Source organism: Ureibacillus sp. FSL K6-8385 (genome assembly GCF_038593155.1).
Lineage (GTDB): Bacteria > Bacillota > Bacilli > Bacillales_A > Planococcaceae > Ureibacillus > Ureibacillus terrenus.
Genome location: NZ_CP151968.1, coordinates 67,876 through 88,627, shown reverse-complemented (window position 1 = coordinate 88,627; position 20,752 = coordinate 67,876). Strand labels below are relative to the sequence as shown.

General features: G+C 42.6%; 19 protein-coding genes, 1 other RNA gene and 1 riboswitch. Of the genes, 8 read left to right on the top strand and 12 right to left on the bottom strand.

Translation table 11 applies throughout. From position 1 onward, the window contains the following. Positions 1-224 precede the first annotated feature (224 nt). Both NST62_RS00405 and NST62_RS00400 read right to left on the bottom strand, forming a co-directional pair. A complete protein-coding gene (locus NST62_RS00405; RefSeq protein ID WP_141601105.1) occupies positions 225-1,211 on the bottom strand; it encodes a homoserine dehydrogenase in 987 nt (328 codons plus the stop codon). 273 nt (positions 1,212-1,484) lie between these two features. Beyond that, the gene (locus NST62_RS00400) at positions 1,485-1,874 is read right to left on the bottom strand and encodes a hypothetical protein (protein WP_141601104.1); all 390 of its coding nucleotides are present in this window, start codon (positions 1,872-1,874) and stop codon (positions 1,485-1,487) included. A gap of 358 nt (positions 1,875-2,232) precedes the next feature. Here NST62_RS00400 and NST62_RS00395 point away from each other — a divergent pair, with 358 nt between their 5' ends. Further along, on the top strand, positions 2,233-2,487 hold the full coding sequence (locus NST62_RS00395) for a hypothetical protein (protein WP_141601103.1): 255 nt from the start codon (positions 2,233-2,235) through the stop codon (positions 2,485-2,487). Positions 2,488-2,560: 73 nt separating this feature from the next. Here NST62_RS00395 and NST62_RS00390 read toward each other — a convergent pair whose 3' ends face one another. Continuing rightward, positions 2,561-3,859: an O-acetylhomoserine aminocarboxypropyltransferase/cysteine synthase family protein gene (locus NST62_RS00390; protein WP_141601102.1), complete on the bottom strand. Its 1,299-nt coding sequence runs from the start codon at positions 3,857-3,859 to the stop codon at positions 2,561-2,563. A gap of 110 nt (positions 3,860-3,969) precedes the next feature. Further along, positions 3,970-4,073, bottom strand: a riboswitch (SAM riboswitch). Between the two features lie 146 nt (positions 4,074-4,219). Between NST62_RS00390 and NST62_RS00385 the strand changes: the two genes are divergently transcribed. Then, entirely contained in the window at positions 4,220-4,864 is a 645-nt protein-coding gene (locus NST62_RS00385; protein WP_141601101.1) for a glycerol-3-phosphate acyltransferase, read from the top strand. A gap of 52 nt (positions 4,865-4,916) precedes the next feature. On the opposite strand, the gene NST62_RS00380 is transcribed toward NST62_RS00385, so the two are convergent. Continuing rightward, complete coding sequence (locus NST62_RS00380; RefSeq protein WP_342463015.1) at positions 4,917-6,575, bottom strand: amidohydrolase; 1,659 nt, start codon at positions 6,573-6,575, stop codon at positions 4,917-4,919. 315 nt (positions 6,576-6,890) lie between these two features. Here NST62_RS00380 and nfsA point away from each other — a divergent pair, with 315 nt between their 5' ends. The 4 genes from nfsA (at position 6,891) to NST62_RS00360 (ending at position 11,057) form a co-directional block, all read left to right on the top strand. Continuing rightward, the gene (nfsA, locus tag NST62_RS00375; protein ID WP_328216083.1) at positions 6,891-7,625 is read left to right on the top strand and encodes an oxygen-insensitive NADPH nitroreductase; all 735 of its coding nucleotides are present in this window, start codon (positions 6,891-6,893) and stop codon (positions 7,623-7,625) included. A gap of 327 nt (positions 7,626-7,952) precedes the next feature. Next, positions 7,953-9,182: a peptidase T gene (gene pepT / locus NST62_RS00370; protein ID WP_141601098.1), complete on the top strand. Its 1,230-nt coding sequence runs from the start codon at positions 7,953-7,955 to the stop codon at positions 9,180-9,182. Between the two features lie 109 nt (positions 9,183-9,291). Continuing rightward, positions 9,292-9,999, top strand: a complete 708-nt coding sequence (locus NST62_RS00365) for a Fe-S oxidoreductase (protein ID WP_141601097.1) — start codon at positions 9,292-9,294, stop codon at positions 9,997-9,999. A gap of 191 nt (positions 10,000-10,190) precedes the next feature. Next, entirely contained in the window at positions 10,191-11,057 is an 867-nt protein-coding gene (locus NST62_RS00360; RefSeq protein WP_328216103.1) for a YitT family protein, read from the top strand. Positions 11,058-11,166: 109 nt separating this feature from the next. Here NST62_RS00360 and NST62_RS00355 read toward each other — a convergent pair whose 3' ends face one another. From NST62_RS00355 to NST62_RS00320, 8 genes are all read right to left on the bottom strand, one after another. Further along, positions 11,167-11,871 carry a GNAT family N-acetyltransferase gene (locus NST62_RS00355; protein ID WP_342463014.1) on the bottom strand — a complete coding sequence of 235 codons (705 nt, stop codon included), beginning with the start codon at positions 11,869-11,871 and terminating at the stop codon, positions 11,167-11,169. Positions 11,872-11,891: 20 nt separating this feature from the next. Next, on the bottom strand, positions 11,892-13,007 hold the full coding sequence (locus NST62_RS00350) for a dipeptide epimerase (RefSeq protein ID WP_141601095.1): 1,116 nt from the start codon (positions 13,005-13,007) through the stop codon (positions 11,892-11,894). 19 nt (positions 13,008-13,026) lie between these two features. After that, complete coding sequence (locus tag NST62_RS00345; RefSeq protein ID WP_141601094.1) at positions 13,027-14,142, bottom strand: M20 peptidase aminoacylase family protein; 1,116 nt, start codon at positions 14,140-14,142, stop codon at positions 13,027-13,029. Positions 14,143-14,389: 247 nt separating this feature from the next. Continuing rightward, the gene (locus tag NST62_RS00340; protein WP_328219747.1) at positions 14,390-16,399 is read right to left on the bottom strand and encodes a TRAP transporter permease; all 2,010 of its coding nucleotides are present in this window, start codon (positions 16,397-16,399) and stop codon (positions 14,390-14,392) included. Continuing rightward, positions 16,359-16,898 carry a DUF1850 domain-containing protein gene (locus NST62_RS00335; protein ID WP_141601093.1) on the bottom strand — a complete coding sequence of 180 codons (540 nt, stop codon included), beginning with the start codon at positions 16,896-16,898 and terminating at the stop codon, positions 16,359-16,361. The genes NST62_RS00340 and NST62_RS00335 overlap by 41 nt, the downstream gene beginning before the upstream one ends. A 67-nt stretch (positions 16,899-16,965) precedes the next feature. Next, complete coding sequence (locus NST62_RS00330; RefSeq protein WP_342463013.1) at positions 16,966-17,898, bottom strand: TAXI family TRAP transporter solute-binding subunit; 933 nt, start codon at positions 17,896-17,898, stop codon at positions 16,966-16,968. A gap of 341 nt (positions 17,899-18,239) precedes the next feature. Then, the gene (locus tag NST62_RS00325) at positions 18,240-18,815 is read right to left on the bottom strand and encodes a superoxide dismutase family protein (RefSeq protein ID WP_141601092.1); all 576 of its coding nucleotides are present in this window, start codon (positions 18,813-18,815) and stop codon (positions 18,240-18,242) included. A gap of 281 nt (positions 18,816-19,096) precedes the next feature. Then, positions 19,097-19,537, bottom strand: coding sequence for a DUF2269 family protein (locus NST62_RS00320; protein ID WP_342463266.1), 441 nt, complete (start codon positions 19,535-19,537; stop codon positions 19,097-19,099). 180 nt (positions 19,538-19,717) lie between these two features. Here NST62_RS00320 and NST62_RS00315 point away from each other — a divergent pair, with 180 nt between their 5' ends. Further along, positions 19,718-20,368 (top strand): YfbR-like 5'-deoxynucleotidase, encoded by a 651-nt coding sequence (locus tag NST62_RS00315; protein WP_181733156.1) that lies wholly within the window; start codon positions 19,718-19,720, stop codon positions 20,366-20,368. A gap of 124 nt (positions 20,369-20,492) precedes the next feature. Continuing rightward, a non-coding RNA gene (gene ssrS, locus NST62_RS00310) (6S RNA) lies at positions 20,493-20,679 on the top strand. Positions 20,680-20,752: the final 73 nt, after the last annotated feature.

Genomic DNA, 20,752 nt, shown 5'->3' with positions numbered 1-20,752 from the left:
CTTTTTCATTCCGCTGATGAAAAAATAAAAGCACTATGCCAATGACACATGGCGCCTTCATTGAATGCAGCCATGTACCTTGGCATAGCGCTTTCTTGCAATCTTCAAATCTTGATCGCTTTGGACAGGAACAACCTCATCCATTCTAGATCCGGGCCAATTCCATTATAGAAAAAACGCTTCTTGAAAACGGAAAAAGAAAGTCCTTCAAGAAGCACAAACGATTATATCGTTACGACAAAACCCGCACGTTTGCCGATAATTTCTGCATAGTCTTCCACCATCACACTGGCGGTCGGATACATTCCGGCACCCGGACCAACCAATGTCAATGTTCCGATATAGTTGGTTTCCATTGTCACCGCATTAAATACATCATCAATCGGATACAATGGATGTTCTTTGCTTACAAGCATTGGTCCAACTTGGGCAAAAATTGTGCCATCTGGCAATTTTTCCACTTCTGCCACGTGGCGATAACGAAGCCCCTTTTCTTTTGCCTTTCTCACTTGCTCAGGCGTAATATCCTCGATTCCGACCACTTTCACTTCATCCCAGTTCGGCTGCTCGCCAAACGCCAAAGCCGATAACACCATCAGCTTTTTGAAAGCGTCTTGGCCGGAAATATCCATATAAGGGTCCGCTTCTGCATATCCAAGCGCCTGCGCCTCTTTCAATGCTTCGTCGAAAGACCATCCTTCTGCGCGCATTTTCGTTAAAATGTAATTGCAAGTACCGTTTAATATCCCTTGAATTTTTGAAATATCGTTGACAAGTAATAGATTTTTCATTGTTTTGATTACCGGCACTCCGCCCGCAACAGTGGCTTCATATCCGACAAACACGCCATGTTGTTTCGCCAGCTCCTGCAGCTCAAGTCCGTATTTGGCAAACATCACTTTGTTTGCAGTGATGACATGGCATTTGTTCATAATCGCTTTTTTCAAATATGTGTATGCAGGCTCCTCGCCTACAATCGCTTCGAACACCACTTGCAATCCTTTTACCGACAAACAATCCTCAATATTATCCGTCAATAGATGCCGTGTTCCGGGAACGCGCTCTTTGGATGTATCACGGACCAATATTTTTGCAACTTCCAATTCAACGCCCAATTTTTTTCGCAAATCTTCTCTTTTTTCGTTTAATATATGGTAAATGCCTTGACCGACCGTGCCAAATCCTAAGATGGCCGCCTTGATTGTTGCCATTATCTTTTCGCCTCCATCTTTCTTTCAATCAAAATTTCGCTATTTTGGTCAGCGAGTGTATCGTACACAAACGCTCTTTTCAGCAGATGAAAAAATCAATAATTTTTGAAACATACAGAAATTTTAACGTATATTTCGTAGGAACACAAGGGAATTCTACCCAAGATGGACATTTGTTTTCTTCAGAAGGTCATGCAATTATAATAATATAGCAAAATTCATTATTTTTGTAATAAAAAAAGCCAGTACTTTTTGTACTGACCAGTCACTTGCTTATGATGCATTCATCCATAATCCGTTTCTATATTGATTTAAAATTTTTCTCATCAATTGTTCTTCTTCCGTTGAAAAGGCAGGAACTGCATAAGGTCTTCGGATCAATTGAAAATCTCCATATTTGAGGTACCATTCTTTTGCAGGCTCTGTAATCAGTCGCTCTCCATATTCTTTATATTCATCATGCACTTCTTTCACGACATATCCGTGCGTCAATAAAGAATACGTTTTCTCTCTATACGGACTATATCCAAAAACGCTTTCCCAGCGCTGCTTCACCACAGCCAGCAAATGCTGCAGCGCTTTTGCATTCACAAAAGTATTCGTTTCGTTTAACTCATATATGATATAAGCCGCAAAATTTTGGGCGCTGTAGACCTTTTTCATGAGAACCAGCTCCTTTATATGTTAAGGAGGAAAGCCCGTAAAAGGCTTTCCTTATAGTATAGGGGGGATCATCAAAACGATGGAATTAAATCATTCTCTTATTCATAATATACACGATTCCGCTTTAAATATCAAGTAATCTAATTAAATTACTAGGTTTTGTATATATAAAAAGGATGGGGTGTCATTCTATGAAAACAATCATCTCTTCCAAATGACAGGTCAGCACTTTAATGGATGGAATTTGTATTCAAATGGGAATACAGCTCCCACCAATCATAAAGCAAAGTGATCGGATGTTCGATGTTTCCGGCAATTAAGGGGCGTCGCTTATTATATTAGAACTGAGAAGCTGCGGATGGGCAGCACCATTGATCTTTCAATCGTTGCAAATGGGCAACTTTATAATCTTGTCTTTCTTAATCGGCCGCGAATGGGCGGCTTTCGGCTTTTGATGTTGGCTTCCGGAATGCCGCGAATGGGCGGCAATCCGGAATCAGGCTATTCACTGAAAATGGGCAGCTTTTCTCGCGATATCCATTTCGGTTCCATGCGGCAAATGAGCCGGGAACCCTCCGTCTTTCATCTGCTGAGAAAGAGCTCCGTTGCCTGAATAAAACAGGACAGCTTTTTTTCAAATGAATATTGTTCCATCTATGCAAAGAGAGGGAGCGATAAATGATCCTTTAAGCTTTTACGCCAAATTCTGCTGCGGCTTTTGCCAAAGCTTGGTCTAAATCTGCGATAATGTCATCAGCATTTTCCAAACCGATGGATAAGCGGATGAGCTCTTCTCCTACACCGGCGATTTTCAATTCTTCAGGAGACAATTGTTGGTGAGTAGTTGAAGCCGGATGAATGATCAAAGATCTTGCATCTCCGACGTTTGCCACGTGAGAGAACAATTTCACATTGTCAATCACTACACGGCCTGCATCGCGTCCGCCTTTGATTCCAAATGTCACCATTGAACCGTAGCCGTTTTTCAAATATTTTTTCGCAAGGTTGTGAGATGGGAATGATTCATCTCCAGGATAATTCACGTATTCCACGTATGGGTGGTTTTTCAAAAACGCCACTACTTTTTCCGCATTTTCACTATGTCTTGGATAGCGGAGGTGAAGAGTTTCCAATCCTTGAAGGAAGCTGAACGCCGCATCTGGACCTAAAGTTGGACCCAAGTCGCGCAATAATTGAACGCGCAATTTTGTTGCAAAAGCTGCGCCTGCTGTATCGATGCCGTAACGGATGCCGTGATAAGTGTGGTCAGGCTCTGTGAAACCAGGGAATCGACCTTGTGTCCAGTCGAATTTTCCTGCATCTACCACAACGCCACCGATTGTTGTACCGTGGCCGCCAATCCATTTTGTTGCTGAATGGATAACAACATCTGCTCCAAAATCAATTGGATTGCATCCATATGGTGATGGGAACGTATTGTCGATGATTAATGGAATGCCATGTTCATGGGCAATTGCTGCTACTGCTTCAATATCTAAAATATTTAAGCTAGGATTTCCTACTACTTCTGCATAGATTGCTTTTGTTTTGTCCGTAATTGCTTTGCGGAAGTTTTCCGGATCTCTTTCATCTACAAATGTTGTTGTAATGCCCCAACGAGGTAATGTGTTAGCAAATAAGTTATATGTTCCGCCATACAATGATCCAGCAGAGACAATTTCATCTCCCGCATTGGCGATATTTAAAATGGAGAAGGCAACTGCCGCCTGACCGGAAGATAGAGCAACAGCTGCAGAGCCACCTTCTAGCAATGCCACACGTTTTTCAAACACATCGACTGTCGGGTTCATGATGCGGGAATAAATATTCCCCGGCTCTTCAAGAGCGAATAGTCTGCGTGCATGTTCCGTGTTTTTGAAAGCATAAGCCGTTGTGCGATAGATTGGAACTGCGATTGCACCTGTAACAGGATCAGGTTGCTGACCTCCGTGAAGTAACAATGTTTCAGGCTTGAATTCGGACATGATATTTCCTCCTAAATGTAGATTTGATGGAAATCGTTCGAGAAGGCACAGAAGATAAAACAAAAGCCCTCTTCGCATAAGAAGAGGGCGCTGTACACGTACATTTCCTCCTCTTATCTTTCAGACATAAGTCTGTAGGATTTAGCACCTTTGCAATTTCTTGCAGGTTGCCGGGCATCTTTGGGCCTATTCCCTCCGCCTCTCTTGATAAGAGTCATGATTTAATTTTCCATCGTTGGAATAACTATAAAACATAGTATGGCACTCTGTCAACTATTTTTTAAAATTTTTAAACTATTTTTCATTTAGTTGAGTATAATAGATGAAAACCGATTTTTCTATAAAAGGAGCCCAACTAAGATGATTAATGCATTGATCGGCTGTCTTGTGTCCGGATACTTCATCGGATGCATCCATGGATCCAATTTTGCCCAATATCTTTCCGGCGTGAATCTGAAAGAAAGCGGATACGGCAATGCAGGAGCTTCCAACGCCACCCTTACCCTTGGATGGAAATACGGAATCCTTGTCGGGCTTGTTGATATTGGAAAAGGGGTTTTGGCCGTTCTGCTGGCGAGGCATCTTTTAACCCACTACACTTCCTTTGGGACGGAACAAATTTCAATTTTGCTTTATTTGACAGGTGCGGCAGTGATTCTCGGCCATAATTTTCCCATTCATATGAAATTCCGGGGCGGAAAAGGAACAGCTTCCCTCATCGGCATTTTCCTTGCAATCAATTGGAAGTTTGGACTCCTTTCGGTGCTTGCCCTTGTCCTTGTCTCTTTCATCACCAATTATTTGCTTTACGGCGTGCTCGTTTTATATCTTGTTTTTGCCCTTTCCGCTTTGTTGTTTGAGCCTTCCATTTGGCCGTTCGTCATTTTGGCTTTCCTGTTTGTGATTGCATTGATTTTACATTCGGAAAATATTCAACGGCTGAAAGACGGCACAGAACCTACAATCCGCTCAGCTTTCAAAAAGCGGAACTCCAACGGTTCATAAAAAAGAATCTTCCAAAGGTGTTTTTCGTTCGCACCTGCGGAGATTCTTTGCTTTAATCAATTTGTGCTCCATCACGATATACCTCTTTCCCTTTGAAATATGTTAAAACGACTTTCGCTTCGCTAATTTCACTTGGAGCTATATTAAATAAATTTTTGTCCAATATCACAAAGTCCGCTTGTTTGCCTATCTGGATTTTTCCGATCAATTCTTCCTTTCCGATTTGCCTTGCCGCATAGACCGTATAGCTTCGAAGCATTTGCCTCAATGTGGCCTTTTCTTTTGGCCATAAAGGTTTTAAGTCATTGCCGTCTTCCGGATGAAGCCTTGTGATTCCCGTTTCAATTCCATACAGCGGATTCATCGGGCCAAAAGGATAATCGCTTGAGGATGAAACCGGCAATCCCCTTGCAAAATAACTCTTCATCCGGTTTAAATTCTTTAATGCTTCCGCCTCTTCGTTGACACCCATTGTGTCATACAAGGCGGAGGGTTTTACGGATGGAATGAGTCGAAGTTTCCTGAATGCCGCCAAATCCTCCCTGGTAACAAAAGACATATGGGAAACCGTGTGCCGAAAATTGCTTTTCCCGTTTCGCGCCCTGATGTATTCAAACCCTTCAAAAATTTCATCCAATCCGCCCATTGCCTGCACATGAATCCGGAATCCCTCCCGCTCCAACAGCTCCAACACGTTTCGGAACTTGTCTTCTTCCCAGGCAAAACTTTCTTCAAAGGCATTTCGCGTACTATAAATCTTTGCCGTTTGGATACTGTAATGTCTCCCTTGATAGGTTTCCCTCCACTTTTTTAATATTTCGATCTGTTCCGGCCCCTTGTCCGGATCCACATACAACCCCAACTCGTACGTTAGGGTCAATTGATTTTCCCGATCCAGCTCGTCAAAGGCTTGCAACAAATTTTCCGAGTTGTATCGGAAGGGGACGAATGCGGCTGTAATGCCATTGGCGGCCGCTTCTTTCTGGAATGCCCGCAGCGCTTTTTTATATTGTTCTACCGTAAAGTCCGGCTGCGGCAAAGCTTGGACCACTATGTCCATGGCTTTCCCGCGGACGATTCCCGATGCCTCGCCCGTTTCTGTCCTGTTGATTTCTTCCGCTCTATCCGCATTTTTATTTAGAACGGAAAATTCCAATGCTTTGGAATTGACCCACAATTCATCCCGGTCATTCGAAAATGCGATAAAAGGGATATCTGGTACAAGCTGATCAATCAGTTTCCTTGGCGTTTGCCCACTCTTGTGGCTTGCTTCCGCCGTTACATCTTGATTCCAGCCGAACGCACGCACTTGCTTCAACCGGGGATGTTTCGCCCGATACGATAAAATGGCCTTTTTATATTGCTCAAAGGTTGAATACTCGCTTAAGTCCAGCGAAAACAATTCGTCCGCCTTTAAATAGGCATAGTTGTGGCCGTCAATAAATCCAGGCAAAAGCAACTGACCGTCCAAAAGCAGCACTTTTGTTTTTGGCCCTTTAAATGCCTGCACGCCATCCCGGTCCCCCACATAAACGAACTTCCCTTTTTTCACCGCAATCGCTTCCACTTTCTCATCGGCCTTATCGGCAGTGAAAACTCTTATATTTTCAATTACCAAATCCGCCTGGACAATTTCATGATCAGCGGCCGTCCTAAAGGGGACGGTTGCCAACAATGCTATGGAGAGGATAGCGAAGATGTATCTTTTCATATATACCCCCGCTTCCGGCATACCAAATTTATTATTTCAATATAGGATTTTCATCTTTGAGAAATCCATGCATCTCATAAGTTCAAGAATTATTCAATGACCGGAAAATGCAGCCGCCCTCTTTCTTGGTAAAATAAAGCCAAATAATATTTTCCATCCTGACCCCGCCGTTTTGGATTCATCTTCATCACCACCATTAATAATTCAAATTTTTGCCATTTTTAATAGAATATAATATGATAGCCTTAAGGAGAAAAACGCCGCTTAATCAAGCGGTTTCTCAATGAAAACCAGTACATAAAAGGGGTGTAAAAATTGAGCGTAAAAGAATTGTTGCGCAGCCATACTTCAGTCCGGAAATATACAGGTGAAGAAATTCCGAAAGAAAAAATCATCGACTTGATCCAAACGGCGCAAATGGCCGCTTCTTCCCATTTTGTGCAAGCTTACAGCGTCATTTTGGTGACGGATGAAGAAAAGAAGCAAAAACTTGGAGAGCTTTCCAAAAACGAATTCCAATTCCAAACGGCAGGAGCCGCTTTGCTGTTTTGCGTCGATTTTAAACGTTTGGAAGCTGCCGGAAAAAAACATGGTGTCGACATCGTTGTAGATACGGCGGAGAATTTGTTGGTCGGCGTTGTCGATGCGGCAATTTTTGCGCAAAACTTCGTGGTGGCCGCAGAAGCGGAAGGATACGGCATCTGTTATATCGGAGGAGCAAGAAACAATCCGAAAGAAATCAGCGAACTATTCAATTTGCCTGATCACGTCTTCCCGCTCTTTGCGATGACGGTCGGCAAACCGACGAAACGAAACGAAACAAAACCTAGACTTCCGGTAGAAGCCATTTTGCATGAAAACGAATATGACGCCGATAAATACGACGCGCTTCTGGATGAATACGATGCCATCATGGAAAAATACTATGCTTCCAGAAGCTCCAATCAGAAAGTTTCCAACTGGACGAAACAAATGGCCGATTTCCTCAAGGAACATCGCCGTCCGTTCATCAAAGAATTCTTGGCTTCCAAAGGATTCACTTGGAAATAAAGTTTGTTGTCTATTAAAAATGTTTCTTCCCCTATTAGGCGGATTCATTTCCCCTAATAGGGGTTACAGCTTTTTAGGGAAAAGATTGATCAAAAACATTTTTACATGCAATACAATCCCTTGCCTTCCCCTGGATTTCCAACAGGAATTCCCAGGGTTTTTTTGCAATTTCGGCCTATGAACCGGGACAGAAGCGAAAATGGCCTGTATCGATTTATGGAAAAATGCAGACAGTTTGATATATTCTACAATTTCCGCAGCATTTCCCTCATCAGAAAAAAGGAAAAATGATACAATGGGGGCAGTAAAGTTGAAGGAGGCCTCGTCATGAAAGAAAAAGTGATTGAACGATTGATTCGATACGCCAAAATTGATACCCAGTCCGATCCGGAAAGCTCCTCCACCCCTTCCACAAAAAAGCAATGGGACTTGCTGAATGTTTTGAAAGAGGAACTGGCTGAAATTGGAATGACGGAAATCACGTTGGATCAAAACGGGAATCTGTTCGCCACATTGCCTGCCAACACGGACAAGCAAGTGCCAACCATCGGCTTTTTGGCCCATGTCGATACTTCCCCGGACTTTACGGGTGCGAACGCCCGGCCAAAGCGCATCGACAATTATGATGGCGGCGATATTCAACTCAATGAGGAAGTCGTTCTGTCTCCTAAGCAATTCCCAAATTTAAAAAATTATGTGGGACAAACATTGATTACGACCGACGGCACGACGCTTCTTGGGGCGGATGACAAAGCGGGCATCGCGGAAATCATGACCGCCATGGAATATTTAGTGGAGCATCCTGAAATCAAGCACGGAAAAATCCGGGTGGCCTTTACCCCTGATGAAGAAATCGGCCGGGGGCCCCATAAATTTGACGTGAAAGCATTTGGAGCCGATTTTGCCTACACGATGGACGGCGGCCCTCTTGGGGAACTGCAATACGAAAGCTTCAATGCCGCTCTGGCGAAAGTGAAAACCCGCGGAGTAAGCGTCCATCCCGGATCCGCCAAAGGCAAAATGGTCAATGCCATCACAATGGCAATCAAATTCCATAATTACATGCCGCAAGATGCCGTGCCTGAAAAAACGGAAGGATATGAAGGGTTTATCCACTTGATGAATTTCAATGGAACGGTAGAAGAAGCAACCCTCTCCTACATTATCCGCGACCATGACCGGAACAAATTTGAGGCGAAAAAGGAATATTTCCGGATGGTGGAACAACGGATCAAAGAAGAATACGGCGAAAACGCGATTGTTGTCGAATTGGAAGACCAATATTACAACATGCGCGAAAAGATTGAGCCGGTGAAAGAAATTGTCGAAATTGCCAAACGGGCCATGGAAAATTTAAATATTCAACCGGTCATTGAGCCGATCCGAGGAGGAACGGACGGATCACAGCTGTCCTATATGGGGTTGCCGACGCCGAATATTTTTGCCGGGGGCGAAAACATGCACGGCAAGTTTGAATTTGTATCCGCGGAAACAATGGAACTTGCCGCAAAAGTCATCATTGAAATCGTCAGACTCTTTGAAGAGGAGGCAAAATAAAAATTCTTGCGAAGCAGTAACGCTTCGCAAGTTTTTTCTTGGCATAGAATCGTTCCTGCGTCATGGAACCTTTCCCAAAACGATAAAACATGAACTCTGGGGTGATACAATGCCTGCCTTGACTTATGAACAACTGGCCTTTTTAAATTCTTACAGCATTTATACAGAAGAGCCGAAAACGCCTTTATTTACATTGGAAAATGTACATAAGGAATTTTTTCTTAAAGATTTTCTGAAACTTATGATGGAGATTACAAAAGCGGGGACAGAAGCGGCAGCGGTTTCCCATTTCGGCCGGCGCTACGGGATGTTTGTCGCCGCCCAATTTTATTTTCTCGCTGCATATGACGAAATTTGGGACGGCAAATTGGAAGACGTGCGGTATTTTCTTGTTCATGAATATGGAATCGATACACTCGGCACATACATTACGCCGACCGATTTCCGCTATGTAGATGAGAAAGAAAGAGAATATGTGATTTCAAAAATCCTGTATCAGGCCCACCAAGTGATCATGCAGCTCCGGGAAACGACAACCATCTCCCCGCTGACCCTTTGGGAGAACATTTTTGGATACATGTTATGGAATTATTATGAGTTGCTTCAAAATCCGCTTTTGGCAGACCGGGCTTTTGAAGATATTGAAATTCTGGAAGATTCGAAAGTTTGGCAGCGTTTCTCAAACAAATCCTGGTTCTATCAATATACCAACGGAAAAAGCCCGTTGGACCTCGTTAACAAACCGGTTCGGAAAAGCTGCTGCTTTTCAAAAGACATTCCCGGACTTGCGGCATGCGCTTATTGTCCAATGAAATAACTCGAAGGGATTTCCTGCTCACGGGTGATGTAAGAGCCGTCACTCCGATGAGTTTTGGAAATCTTTTTCTTTTTTTTGCATTATTAATTCTTAATTCAACAAAAATTTATGAGAACTTGCTGATGCAAGAGATTTTATTTTTTGATAAAATAAAAAAGCATTCTGTGAAGAAAGGATTGGAACGTTTATATATGCATGAAAATCAGGAACCTACTCTTCTAAGTAGAATTGTTAGCATCATCTTTATTGTCATCGGTGCATTCATTGCCGCTTATGGATTGGAAGCCGTCTTAATTCCGAACAACGTTTCGGACGGTGGAATTACCGGTATCTCTATTATGCTCTCTACCCTTACCCCGCTCCCATTAGGTCTTTTCTTAGCAGTCTTAAACATCCCGTTCATTTACCTCGGCTACAAATTAGTCGGAAAAACATTTGCCATCCACTCCATCATCGGGATTGCAACACTATCGGTTGCCACTTCTTTAATGCATCATATCCCTACGATTATCCATGATGATTCTTTGTTGGTTACCATTTCAGGCGGAATATTGCTCGGGATTGGCATGGGTCTGGCATTGCGCAACGGCGGCGCCTTGGACGGCACGGACATGCTGGCTGTGTTAATCAGCAGAAAAGTGCCTTTTTCAACAGGGGAAATCATCTTGGTCATCAATGTATTTATCTTCATTTTTGTAGGTTTCGTATTCGGCATTGAAGGGGCCCTTTCTTCAGCGATCGCTTACTACATTGCTTCAAAAGTCATCAGCATTATTGAAAACGGTCTTGAAGATGCAAAGTCCGTTACCATCATCAGCAAACATTCCAGAGAAATCGGACAAGCCATTATCCACCGGTTAGGCCGAAGCGTCACTTATTTAAATGGAATCGGCGGCTATGCCAATGAACCGGTCGAAATCATCTATTGCGTCATCAACCGGATGGAGGAAAGCAAATTAAGATCGATTGTGCGCCAAAAGGATCCGGATGCCTTCATCACATTTGATGATATTGCGGAAGTCCGCGGCGGCAGCTTCAAGAAAAGAAATATCCACTAGAACCAAAACAACAAGTCCCTTGGCTTGTTGTTTTTTAGTTTGGGAAATATAGGCCCTTATCTGCTTCCTTCTTTCCTTCCCAGTAAAAATGAAATAAAAAAGACTTGGTTTACCCCAAGTCTTCTGCCTCAACTTTTCTATATTCGACATACCAATCATCGCATTGGTGCTTGATGGCAACACCGATGTATCCGTTATGTAATAGATTTTTCTGCCCTTCAATGTCACCCATTGGAATAAGCACGGCTTCTTTTTTCAACTTTAGTTTTTTGCGCAACGGTTTGACAAAAATATACCGTAATTTCCCCCCGTATTTTTCCTTCAACGCCGCGATATGCATGCCCTGATGAAGCTTATCTTTTATGCTCGGTATATTATAAGGCATCACCGTTGCCATGACATAATCGAATTCCGAGTCATCAATTAGTTTCATGATGATTTTGGCCATTTTCTTTTGCAATCCATATCCGCGAAATTCAGGATGCACGTTGGAAATTTCCTGATAAATGACCCGCTTTAAATCTTCCTCATTTAATCCTATATCTTTTCCAAGGTGCTGGTCATCAATTTCAGGGATGAGGAGGGCGCGAAAGGCGATCAGCCGATCACCGACAAAAACGCCGATGACGATTCCATTGCCCTTTAAAATATATTCGAATTCCTCAGCGGAGAGGGGCTCCAATATATCTTTATGGGGGAGTGCATCAACGACCGTCCGTTGGAGATCCAAAATTTGGGGCAGATCATCAACCTTCAGCTTTTTGACATGATAAGGAATATCTCTTAAAACGCCTTGTTCAATGATTTCACTCATTATAATAGCCACCTACTTTATTATTCAATCACGCAAGAATCAACCGTTAATTCGGACAATACGGCTTCATTCACTTCAACCCCTAATCCCGCCTTTTCATTCAGCTCGATAAAAGGGATATTGTAGCTTTTTTTCAAATCGCCGATATCTGTTTTAAATTTAAGAGGACCCGTCAGTTCGACACTTTTCACATTTTTTTTCGAAAAAGCCACATGAAAGCCTGCAGCCGATGCAATCGAGGATTCCACCATCGAACCGATTTGGCACTCAATGCCGCCCATCTCTGCCATCGCTATAAGCTTTACAGCCGGATAAATGCCGCCGCATTTCATCAGCTTAATGTTGGCTTTATCCGCCGCTTTTTTGGCGATGACTTCACGCATATCCCTTACAGAGCAAAGCCCTTCGTCAATCATGATCGGAATAGCGGATTTCGATTTCACTTCCGCCATTGCATCTATATCCTCCGCGCGAACCGGCTGTTCAAGCCAATCAATTCCAAGGGATTCCAGCTTGCGCACTGCTCTCAATGTATTTGAACTATTGACCCATCCTTGGTTGACATCGATGCGGATTGCAACATGCTCTCCAACACGCTGTCTTACGGCTTTAATTCTTTCGACATCACTTTCCACATCGGTACCGACTTTCATTTTGAAGGAACGATATCCTTCTTTCACTTTCTGATCCGCTTCCTCTGCCATTTTTTCAGGTTCATCTATGCTTAAGACATGGGTAACAGGGAACTTCTTGTGAAACCTTCCGCCAATCAATTGGTAAACCGGGACGCCGAGTTTTTTTCCCGTCACGTCAAAACAGGCAATATCGATGGCCGCTTTTGCACTCGGCACACCTTTTACAATGCGGTCCATTTTGTCGTGGATTTTTTCTATATGAAAAGGGTTTTCATTCAGCATAGCAGGTGCCAAAGAATGTTTGAGTACATGAAAAGTGGATTCAATTGTTTCCCCTGTCACATGTTCGTCCGGCACGCTTTCCCCCCATCCAATAAAACCTTCGGAAGTTGTCAATTTTACGATAATCGATGGCATTACCGGGAACGTACCGTAACTTACAATAAACGGTTTGACAAGCGGGAAATCAACCGAAAAAATTTCTATCTTCTGTATGTTCATGGATGCCTACTTCCTTCTGTTATTTATATTCTGTCGCATTGAATAATGTTTTAGCCAAAACTTTCGCGCCAATAATCAGCGCATCTTTGTTGAATGTCATATGAGGATGATGAAGGCCCGGCTTCAAATCCGCCCCGATGCCAATCATCGTCGCTTTCAATTCAGGTTTGGAAACCGTATAGAAATGGAAGTCGTCGCTGCCCGGCGTTTGCACCGGATCGGCCAGGAAGCCTTCGCCAACTGTATCCATGATGGCTTTTTCGGCAATTTTCTTCGCTTCTTCCGAAACTTCCGCCCCTGGTGTCTTATCATACCAATCCCAGACAATATCGGTTTCAAACAGTTTGCTGATATTTCGAAGGCCGTGTTCTACTTGAAATTGAATCGCATCTATTACTCTGTTTTTTTGCGCGCGAATATCTATAGAAAAAGTGGCATTTCCCGGAATGATATTTACGCTGCCTCCATCCGCCACGACTTTTGTCAATTTCACGCTGTGGGGCTCAAAAGGATTCAAATAAATGCTTTTCAACATTTGCTGTATGGCAACAATGACATCAATGGCATTTTTGCCCTGATGCGGCCTTGCTCCGTGGGCATCTACCCCCCGGACTTCCCCTTGCAGGAACAGCGCTGCTCCATGGTGAACGGCAGGGGATACTTTGCCGAAAGGAAGCTCCTCAATCGGCCTCAAATGGATGCCAAAGAGATAAGACACATCATCCACAATTCCGCGCTTTACCATCTCAATGGCTCCTCCGCCGACTTCTTCTGCCGGTTGGAAAATGAACCGGACCCGTTTCTTTAACGGGTAATCTTTGATTCTGAGCAAGGCGCCCAACACCATCGATATATTTGCGTCATGTCCACAGGAATGGTTGGCCCTCATTTCCCCGTCGACTTCCTGCCAAAGGGCGTCAATATCCGCTCTGACGGCGACCACTTCGTCCCCATTTCCAATTTCGGCAACCAGTCCCGTCATATCATTGAAACGTTTGTACGGTACTTTCAATTCATCCAAAATGGCTGCTATTTTATTGGTTGTTTGGTATTCTTTCCAGCTTACTTCCGGACAACTATGAAAAAGATCGAACCAACTAAATATGACCTCTTCATACGTTTTTACCTGACCCATATCCTTGCACCTCTATACTTTTGCTTACTCTATTATACAAAAAGTCTGACTATTTATTAATTGCTTTCGCCCACACCTTAACAAATACTTCACACATACAATAATCATTCGAACACTTTTTGTTCAAAAATTTATTTATTTTATATTATGCATTTATGATTTTATGCCTACTTCTTCCCCTTTTCCTTGAACAATTAAAATCTTACGTTTTATAAAAAAAACCGCCTCATATCGAGGCGGATGAAATTTATCGGTTCTTGGCCATTTCCATTTTATGTTCCCCTTTATTTTTCGTAAACCATTGAATGGCAAACATGATCCCGAAAATGGCTAAACCGATGATGTCCGAAAGTGACTCCGGATAAACCATAAGGAGCCCTGCAACAATCAGGATGATCCTCTCAATCCAATTAATGCGGCGGTAACAGAATCCGATGACCCCTGCACCGATCGCAATCATGCCCATAATGGCTGTAAGCAGCACCCAAAGCACTTCCATGACTGTTACATCAATCATGAGCAGCTGCGGCGAGAAAATAATCATGTAAGGAATGATAAAGGCCGCAATGGCCAATTTTGCAGAATGAATTCCTGTCTTAATCGGTTCCCCTCCGGAAATGGCCGTCGCTGTAAAGGCTGCCAGTGCCACTGGCGGCGTGATATCTGCAATAATACCAAAATAGAATACGAAGAAATGGGCAGATAATATTGTTACAACCGGCACCGCTGATAACGGAACATCGGGTGCAAGCAAAGCGACGATTGCAGGGGCTGCTATGGTTGAAGTAATGATATAGTTTGCAGTCGTTGGAGCGCCCATCCCTAAAATTAAAGAAGCAATCATGACGAGGAATAAGGTTAATAAAACATTTCCTCCGGCAATTTCCACCAAACCGCTTGCCAGGCTTAAACCGAGTCCTGTTTTCACCACAACCCCCACAATTATGCCGGCACAGGCTGTTGCGGCAGCCACTCCCAGCGCTGTTCTCGCCCCGTCGGCCAAGGCGTCAATAATTTCTCTCAAACCAAACTTTACGTCCTTATTTAGAAAGCCCACGACAATGCATGCGAGAATTCCATACAATGCCGCATGAATCACAGGAATCCCTATCATCATGATAATGATGATCAAAACAAGCGGTGTCAGCAAATATAATTTTTTAAATACTTCTTTGCGATTTGGCAATTCTTCATCCGTCAACCCACGAAGACCCAATTTTTTTGCTTCAAAATGGGTCATAATCCAGATTCCGGTGAAATATAAAATTGCAGGAATGGCCGCGGATTTCGCAATATCCCAATACGTTACGCCACGGCCGATAAATTCGACCATCAAGAATGCCGCTGCCCCCATGATTGGCGGCATGATCTGCCCTCCGGTGGAAGCGGCCGCTTCAACGGCGCCGGCGAATTCCCTTTTATATCCGAGCCTTTTCATCATAGGAATCGTATAAACACCGGAAGTAACGACATTTGCCACGGAGCTGCCGGAAATCGTCCCTTGCAAAGCGGACGAAAATACCGCCACTTTGGCCGGTCCCCCTACAAGCTTGCCGGCAACAGAGATGGCCAGGTCGTTAAAATACTCCCCTACGCCGGTCTTTACTAAAAAAGCTCCGAACAATAAGAAGGCAAAGATATAAGTCGCCGATACGCTGATTGGCGTACCCAAAATCCCGTCTGTAGAAAAATACATCAAATTGACAAGCTGTTCCAATGATTGTCCGCGATGGGCCAAAAAATTCGGCATGTAGGGGCCAAAGATGGCATACAATAAAAAGAGTATTGCAATCACCACAATCGGCAATCCTACCGTTCTTCTCGCGGCTTCCAAAACCAGCAGGATCACCAATCCGCCAACGATAAAATCCAACTGATTGATTGTTCCTAAACTAGTAACAAGCCTTTCATAGTTAAGCGTCCAATAGATGCCGCAAATTGCCGCTATAAGGGCCAAAATATAATCATAGAAAGCGATTCTTGTTTTCAACCCTTTTTTTCTGGGCGGAAACAGCAAAAAGATGATGGTCAGCGCAAATCCGAGATGGATGCTTCGCTGAATATATGCAGTAAAAGCGCCAAAAATGGCAGTATATAATTGGAATAATGAAAAGGCGAGAAGTATGCAGTACACAACCCATTTCATTATTCCTCCCAATTGTCTAAAGTTTGATTCCGTATCGAATTTTTCCAACAGCTCTTGTGCCAGCTGTTCTTCATTCAGCTTGTCTTGATTCCTCATTTCCACGGCTTTCATATTCCATTCGCACTCCTTTCATTTTGTCATAAAGGGAGACGCTTCGGATTTCGACGGTGTAAGAACTTCCCCGCTGAAGAATTTTCTTCAAATCATATTCCCTGCCGCCGTAGTAAAACACCAAATCCATATTGATATCTCCAACATAGAGAACAAAATTTTCCACTATCCTATTTGTATAAAGCTTATAAATACCATCCTCATATAACAATGTTTGCCCTTCTTCCGCATGAGCCGGCATCCCGACAGCCACGTCTTCATACTCCATCGAAACCATTTTGATTTTGCCATCGACGACTTCATATGTTTCCAAAACATCCGTTAGATGAATCGAATGGATGAAACGTATTTGAAAAATTCTATCTTCACCTAAATTTATGTAGTACATCGATGGTCGTTCCGTTTTTGTTTCGGTAAAAGAAATGGACGGAAAAACAGGCATAAATAAGAATATGGCAAAAACAGCAGATATAACAATCAGAGTCACTATTATTCTCATCTTACCGCCCCATATATAAAGGGCCTGAAGAAGCATCCGCCTTCAAGCCCTTCACCACGCTCATCAATTACTCTTCGAAATATTTTTTCGCGCCGGGATGCACGTCAATGCCAATACCGTCTAAAGCGGTTTCTTTCTTAATGAATGCCGCTTTGGCGTGGCCGATTTTGTCTGTATTTTCATAGATGGCTTTTGCAATTCCGTATGCCACTTCATCAGGCAAATCTTTTTTCACCGCAAGCATTGCAAGCACCGAAACAGTCGGCACATCTTCAGATAGGCCGTAAGTGCCTTTCGGAATCACATCTTCTGTATAATATGGGTATTTTTCGATCAATGCTTTCGCTTTTTCAGGATCTACCGGAATAATCACCACATCCGCCTGTGCACCCAATGATTCCACAGCGGCTGTCGGATAGCCGGCAGTAATGAATGCCGCATCAATTTGTCCTGTTTGCAGGCTGTCCACGGATTCACCAAAGTCCAAGTTCTGAGGCTGAATGTCGTCCATAGTTAAACCGTGCACTTCCAGCAATTGTTCCGCGTTTGCATAAGTGCCTGAACCCGGAGCTCCTACCGAAACTTTTTTACCTTTTAAATCTTCAAAAGATTTAATGCCCGATTTTGCAGTTGTGACCAGCTGCACTGTTTCCGGATAAAGAGCGCCGATTGCCACCAGATCTTCCATCGGTTCCCCTTCAAACATTAATTGGCCGTTTTTTGCATAATAAGCAATGTCCGTTTGCACGAAAGCGATTTCAGCATCGCCCGCTTTCAAAGCATTGATGTTTGCAGTGGAGGCTTGTGAAACTTCGGCAGTCGTTTTAATGCCCGTTTCGCTTGTAATCAATTCCGCAAAAGTACCTCCCAATGCATAATAAGTACCTTGTGTACTACCGGTTACCAAGCTCAAAAATTTAATATCGGCTGATTTATTTTGATCCCCCTCTGTTGAACCGCCGCTGGAGCTTTCATTACCTCCGCACGCACCAAGCAGCATCAGCAACATAATGCTAATAAAAGTAAAAAATAAAATTTTTTCCTTTTCAAAATAAAACTCCCTCCTCTTTGTGTAACCAAAACAAATGTCTTAATACAGTACAATTGTAACTATTACATTTTGATTATATCAAATATTTTAATAGAATAATAGAGTTTTAAAGAGAATATTATTTTATTTAAATAGAATTTTTATCAATCCTTTTCATTTCAACCCGATTAACCTCTGTTATAATACAATGTTTTTTTAATAAATTTCCAAAAAACTATTCTTTCACTCTTCATTTTGCAAAAAAATTTCGGGTTGCCTTTCGGATGAAACGGCAACCCTGAAAAATGATATTAATTTGATTCTATGACTCCGCAGGCAATACGGGCGCCGGACTCGCCCGATGGATCGGTTTTATAATCATCCGGTTTTTCATGTAAAACTACGGAGCTTCCATCTTCATCAAACAATGAATTTTCTCTGTCTTTTTGCAGCGTAATATTTTTGACGAGGAACACCACATCGACCTTTCCATCCTCATTCGGGGCTATGTTAGGCAAATCTCCCGCATGAAAGCCCCTTGGATTTTCAAAACCGTGCTCTCTGTCCAAAGGATTAAAATGGCTTCCCGCTGATTCAAAGCCCGGTTTTTCACATTTCCCCACTTCATGAATATGGAAACCGTGTTCCCCTTTCGGCACATTTTCCATTTTTACATGAATTCTTACACCTTCCGAAGTTTCGGTAAACTCAACCGTGCCCACTTCCTTTCCTTTTGTATCAATCATATCGGCTTTTGCCGTCAATGCAGGTTCCGCATTTGTCGGGATTTGTTCCGCATCCTTGTTCTGCGCTCCAAACCAGCCGCATCCTCCCAAAAATATGAGAAGCATGCACAAGGATAAATAACCTATTTTAAATTTTTCCATGCTCGAACCTCCTTTACCAGAAGTTTCGTCAATTTTTTGGAAAAATATTCATAAATTTTAAATGATAGTAAATCAATGAAATTGAATCCAAAACGAGAACTGTTTTCCATCGTTTCGCGAAAAATAAAAAGCGGATTGGAAAACTGACCGTTTTCTCAACCCGCTTTTGAAGTGCATGAAAATTCCCTTCGCCGTAAACACGTAATATCAACAAAATGGTAAGTACCATTTCTTATATTTTATCATATGAATAATATTACAATCTCTTCAAAATTCATTTTTTACCATAGCATTGGCTTGGCTACCATCAGCCATAGCATGATCAACAGCAATATGATATATTTCCAGGCGGCCTTCCGCAACTTCACAATAAAATCTTCCTTTTGAAACCCGCTTGTTCCGAAAGTTTGCAAAGTCGGTTTGAAAGCTTTTGCCAAAAATGCAATGGACAGAAACATGACGGCAAGGGTGAGAACAATCCAGGAATCTTTCCATGTCCATCCGGTGATGATGACGAGAATTGCTCCGGAAATCACAAGGACATGGCCGGCATGCTTTACGACATCGATGGCCAATTTAAAGGAATTCACATACCCGGCCATTTCTTTTTCATCGGCTTCCTCCATTTTCTTCGTTATTGGAATTAATGTCACCAAAGGGCCTATTGAGACGACCGCACTTAAAACATGAATGAATAAAAAAATCGTATGCAGCATATCCATCACATCCATTTCCTCTTCTTGTTTCTAAGTATAACATGTATCTTATATACCTTTTTTTATAAATTCAGTGACAATCTTCTTGTCTATAGATTGCCCGTTTCCCCCGCTTTTTTTGCTTGCAGTTTAAAAGGCTGCCTGATGGGTAAACTATGATGTAATGAATTAATCATCATGATAGGAGTGTTGACAATCGGAATCCATCGATTTTTTACAAGCTTAAATGACTTGGAGCGCATTTTCCGCGCCCCGGGGCGATTTAAATTTGAAGAACATAATGTAGCCGCCCATTCCTGGAAAGTGGCCCAATACGCCCTATTCTTTGGAACCCTTGAAGAAATGCACGGCGCTAAAGTGAATTGGAAATCCCTTTATGAAAAAACAATTAACCATGATTTTGCGGAAGTGTTCATCGGCGACATTAAGACGCCGGTCAAACATGCAAGCGAAGAATTGAAGCAAATGCTTGCCCATGTAGAAGAAAAAATGATGGAAAAATTCATTAAGGAAGAGATTCCACCGGAATTTCAGGAAATCTTTTTCAAGCGGATGAAAGAAGGAAAAGATGGGACGCTGGAAGGCCGACTTTTGGAATTTGCCGATAAACTTGACCAATTTTATGAATCCTTTGCCGAGCTGAAGCGGGGCAATACGGACAAAGAATTCATCATTATGTATCAGCAGGCATTGACGAATCTCCTTCAAATGCCTTTGAAGGTAAGTGTCCATTATTTCCGGAATGTCATTTTGAAGGATGTGATGAAAGAAGATACTCAAATCGATGTCGCCAAATTGACAAATGAAATTTTGGATAAAATTAAGCCTCAAGACTGACATAACGGATCCAATCGAGACTTTTTATTTTGCTCAAAATTCTTCTGTTTTTCCATATTAAACATTTGACTTTTTATTAAAAAGATACTTACTTGAATACGATTACATATTCCTTTACCATTACATTAAGCTGCGTTGTTCGTTGACATATTAAGTTTTAACCTTTGAACTGAAATAGGGAGTTCTAGATCGAAGATGGAATGGCGGGCGTCATCCACATGGACTGACGATATACAGGAAATCTTCTGCGGACACCCACCTGGTGGAGTTGTGGTTTTAAAACTCTAATATTCCGGCAAGGCAGCTTACATTGAAATGCGGCCCTCCTTTAAGGGAGGGCTCTTTATTTTGGAATGATAAAAAGCGGAGAATTTGTTCTCCGCT